2 tRNA genes and 3 rRNA genes (1 of these 5 running past the window's edge) are annotated in these 5,000 nt (G+C 40.7%); all 5 read right to left on the minus strand.

What is annotated here, in order from left to right:
- Positions 1 to 531: 531 nt before the first annotated feature.
- Positions 532 to 648 (minus strand): 5S ribosomal RNA (gene rrf / locus L8U41_RS07735).
- A gap of 292 nt (positions 649 to 940) precedes the next feature.
- Positions 941 to 3,848: ribosomal RNA gene (locus tag L8U41_RS07740) — 23S ribosomal RNA — on the minus strand.
- A gap of 456 nt (positions 3,849 to 4,304) precedes the next feature.
- A tRNA-Ile gene (locus L8U41_RS07745) sits at positions 4,305 to 4,381 on the minus strand.
- An 8-nt stretch (positions 4,382 to 4,389) separates the two neighbouring features.
- A tRNA-Ala gene (locus tag L8U41_RS07750) sits at positions 4,390 to 4,465 on the minus strand.
- A gap of 95 nt (positions 4,466 to 4,560) precedes the next feature.
- A 16S ribosomal RNA gene (locus L8U41_RS07755) occupies positions 4,561 to 5,000 on the minus strand (it continues 1,074 nt past the right edge of the window).
- The 16S, 23S and 5S rRNA genes sit together here with 2 tRNA genes alongside, the layout of an rRNA operon.

Below are 5,000 nucleotides of genomic sequence, written 5' to 3' on the forward strand. Positions count from 1 at the left end.
AAACAACTAAACAACTAAACAACTAAACAACTAAACAAACCTAATTTTTCAGATCAATAAAAAAGCAAAAACATAAGCAATAAAAACTAAAAAAACCAAATTTATCAAACTCGCTATAAACATTTTAAAGATAAAACAACTAAATCCCCAAACAATATAAATCCAAAAGCCAAATCACTAAAAACACAAACAACTAAAAACAAAAATAAAAAACCATAGCAAAAAAATAAAACAATAAAGAATAAAAATAAATTAAAAAATAAAAAGGAATACAATTAAATAAAAACCACAAAAATAAAATAATAAACCTAAAAACCGTAGAATAGATTAAAAAATCATAAAAATTTAAAAAAATAAAAACAAACTATTGCTAAAAAATTAGTAGCCACTCAAACTAAAACATCTAAAAAATAAAACAATCCAACTAAATAACTAAATTTTATAAATTAAAAAAACAAACCAATTTAATAACTAACAATAAAAAACAAACATAAGATTATATATAAAGTAAGAATAATAAGAGAATTAACAAGTCCGCAATGAGCTACTTTCCCCCTGCCAGTAAGGCGTAGTATCATCACCCACGATGTGCTTAGCTTCTTGGTTCGGGATGGAGCAAGGCGTCTCCACATCTGTATAATCACGGACATTGTTATTTAAATATTCTATTTAATATAGCATAATAAAAGCAATTAATAAGATTTAAATATAAAAATCATTTTTATTTTTAGCTTTCATCTTATTCTTATATTTAGATGTTTTATTAAACTAAATCACTTTACTGTTTTAGAATACTTAAAAAACAATGTTAAGAGCAAGTTCTAATACAAACTTTACTTGTAAGATTTTATAAACTTAAGAACATAATCTTTATATAAATATTTCATATAAAAACATTCAAAGCTTTATTAAAAACCTTAACAAGGAAGTGATGCTTAAATAAGATAAGCCAAACGCTCTATTAGTACTGGTCAGCTAAAGGACTTTCATCCATTACACACCCAGCCTATCAAACTAGTAGTCTTCTAGAGAGCTTAGAGAAGATTCATCTTAGAGTTGGCTTCACGCTTAGATGCTTTCAGCGTTTATCCGTTCCAAACTTAGCTACGCTGCGATGCTCTTGGCAGAACAACAGCTACACCAGTGGTTTGTTCAACCCGGTCCTCTCGTACTAGGGTCAAATCTCTTCAATCTTCTTACGCCCACGGCAGATAGGGACCGAACTGTCTCACGACGTTCTGAACCCAGCTCGCGTACCGCTTTAAATGGCGAACAGCCATACCCTTGGGACCTGCTCCAGCCCCAGGATGCGATGAGCCGACATCGAGGTGCCAAACCTCCCCGTCGATGTGAGCTCTTGGGGGAGATCAGCCTGTTATCCCCGGGGTACCTTTTATCCTTTGAGCGATGGCCCTTCCACACAGAACCACCGGATCACTAAGACCGACTTTCGTCTCTGCTTGACTTGTATGTCTTGCAGTTAAGCTGGCTTATACCTTTATACTCTACGAACGATTTCCAACCGTTCTGAGCCAACCTTTGTAAGCCTCCGTTATTATTTGGGAGGCGACCGCCCCAGTCAAACTACCCACCAGACATTGTCCCACTTGAGGATAACTCAAGCTGGTTAGCTACCCAAATAAGAAAGAGTGGTATCTCAACAACGGCTCATATACAACTGGCGTCATATACTCAAAGCCTCCCACCTATCCTGCACATTCTTATCCAAATAGCAGTGTCAAGCTGTAGTAAAGGTCCACGGGGTCTTTCCGTCTTGCCGCGGGTAGGAGGAATTTTCACCTCCACTACAATTTCACTGGATCCCTCTTTGAGACAGCTCCCATCTCGTTACGCCATTCATGCAGGTCGGTATTTAACCGACAAGGAATTTCGCTACCTTAGGACCGTTATAGTTACGGCCGCCGTTTACTCGGGCTTCGATCAAGAGCTTCGCTAATGCTAACCCCATCAATTAACCTTCGAGCACCGGGCAGGCGTCACACCCTATACATCCTCTTACGAGTTAGCAGAGTGCTGTGTTTTTGGTAAACAGTCGGGAGGGACTCTTTGTTGTAAGTTTCTTCGCTTTCGGAGTAAATCCTAATACGAAGCGAACCACACCTTATACCGAAGATACGGTGCTATTTTGCAGAGTTCCTTAAAGAGAGTTCTTCCACGCGCCTTAGAATACTCATCCCACCCACCTGTGTCGGTTTACGGTACGGGCAACATTAGCTAAACTTAGAAACTTTTCTTGGCTCGACGGCATCAGCAATTCTCCTCGCTGTCCGAAGACTTTGAAGAGCCTTTCAGTTCTCGGAGTATTGTTATACGGATTTGCCTATATAACCTCCTACGACCTTAGACTAGCTCTTCCATCCGCTAGCTTGCTTAGCCCTAAGCGTCCTTCCATCGCACACTAATGTTGGTATTGGAATATTAACCAATTTGCCATCGTCTACCCCTTTCGGACTCGACTTAGGACCCGACTAACCCTACGATGACGAGCATCGCGTAGGAAACCTTGGGTTTACGGCGTTAATGATTCTCACATTAATTATCGCTACTCATGCCTGCATGCTCACTTCTATTCGCTCCAGCACTCCTTACCGGTATACCTTCGGCGCAAATAGAACGCTCTCCTACCACTTGATAAAATCAAGTCTACAGCTTCGGTACTTACTTTAGCCCCGTTATATTTTCCGCGCAAAATCACTAGACCAGTGAGCTATTACGCTTTCTTTAAAGGATGGCTGCTTCTAAGCCAACCTCCTGGTTGTTTAAGTAACTTCACATCGTTTTCCACTTAAGTAAGATTTAGGGACCTTAGCTGGTAGTCTGGGTTGTTTCCCTCTTGACGACGGATTTTATCACTCGCCGCCTGACTGCTGTGATTACATATAAGGTATTCGGAGTTTGATAGGGTTTGGTACATTGGTGTATGCCCTAGCCCATTCAGTGCTCTACCCCCTTATACTACGACACAACGCTATACCTAAATATATTTCGGAGAGAACCAGCTATCACGAAGTTTGATTGGCCTTTCACCCCTATCCACAAGTCATCCGGGGGCTTTTCAACGCCTATCGGTTCAGTCCTCCACTAGTTCTTACACTAGCTTCAACTTGCTCATGGATAGATCACTTCGTTTCGGGTCTGCAGCATCTGACTTAAGCGCCCTATTCAGACTCGCTTTCGCTACGGCTTCGCGTGTGCTTAACCTTGCCAGACACCACAACTCGCAGGCTCATTATGCAAAAGGCAGTCCATCACACTGTATTACTACATAGTGCTCTGAATGATTGTAAGCAAATGGTTTCAGGTTCTATTTCACTCTGATCACCTCAGTTCTTTTCACCTTTCCCTCACGGTACTTGTGCACTATCGGTCTGGTAGTAGTATTTAGGGTTGGATCGTGGTCGACCCAGCTTCAGACAGGATTCCTCGTGTCCCGCCCTACTCAGGATACTGCTAGCTAAGGTTTGGTTTTCGTATACGGGACTATCACCCTCTATGGCTACACTTTCCAGAGTGTTCTACTAACCTCACCTATTGCACATTGCAGTCCTACAACCCCCAGTGCAAGCACTGGGTTTGCCCTCTTGCGCTTTCGCTCGCCGCTACTGACGCAATCTCTATTGATTTCTTTTCCTGTAGGTACTAAGATGTTTCAATTCCCTACGTTCGCTCCATTATGGTAGTATATATCTCTATATACTGGGTTGCCCCATTCGGAAATCTACGGATCAAAGCTTCTTGACAGCTCCCCGTAGCTTATCGCAGTCTAGTACGTCCTTCATCGCCTTTACCAGCCAAGGCATCCACCATTCGCTCTTAATAGCTTACCTTTTAAATTCATTCTAAAACGCATCACTTCCTTGTTAAAGTTTTTATGATAAGACTTTACTATCTTAAGACGGAAAGCATTTAAACACTTAATAAAACTAAATAAATTAGCCTCACTAAGCTGTGAGTTTAAAACTTGTCTTTAACTAAAAGCTAAAGAAAAGATAGCTAGGTTTTATCCTTTAACAAGTCCTGTAAAATTGTTTTTATTAAAACTTGCTTGTGACTCTTAACAATGATAATTCAAATAACATTAAATAACTAATCTAATATATAAAATATTCTATTATTTATTTAGCTTAGGTCTTAAAACCTAAAGGAAGTATATATAAAGAGTTTAAATAATTTAAAAACATAAGCAATAAAGTATTTTACTTTATTTACTGCTTTATTATTAGCTATATACTTGCTTTAAGTTTTAAAACTTTAACTTAGAATTGATAAACAAATCTTTTTTATGGTGGGCCTAACAAGACTTGAACTTGTGACCTCACCCTTATCAGGGGTGCACTCTAACCAGCTGAGCTATAGGCCCTTAATAAATGGTGGAGAATAGCGGGATCGAACCGCTGACCTCCTGCGTGCAAAGCAGGCGCTCTCCCAGCTGAGCTAATTCCCCAAAATTAGCTTTTCATCAATCTTTGAAATCTAAACAAGGATGATTGAGTCTATATATGAACTGATAGTTGTGAGACTTATCAGTTTGTACTCTAGAAAGGAGGTGATCCAACCGCAGGTTCTCCTACGGTTACCTTGTTACGACTTCACCCCAGTCGCTGATTCCACTGTGGACGGTAACTAGTTTAGTATTCCGGCTTCGAGTGAAATCAACTCCCATGGTGTGACGGGCGGTGAGTACAAGACCCGGGAACGTATTCACCGTAGCATGGCTGATCTACGATTACTAGCGATTCCGGCTTCATGCTCTCGAGTTGCAGAGAACAATCCGAACTGGGACATATTTTATAGATTTGCTCCACCTCGCGGTATTGCGTCTCATTGTATATGCCATTGTAGCACGTGTGTCGCCCTGGGCATAAGGGCCATGATGACTTGACGTCGTCCACACCTTCCTCCTCCTTACGAAGGCAGTCTATTTAGAGTGCTCGGCCGAACCGTTAGCAACTAAATACGTGGGTTGCGCTCGTTGCGGG

This window comes from Campylobacter sp. RKI_CA19_01116 (assembly GCF_025771405.1).
Lineage (GTDB): Bacteria > Campylobacterota > Campylobacteria > Campylobacterales > Campylobacteraceae > Campylobacter_D.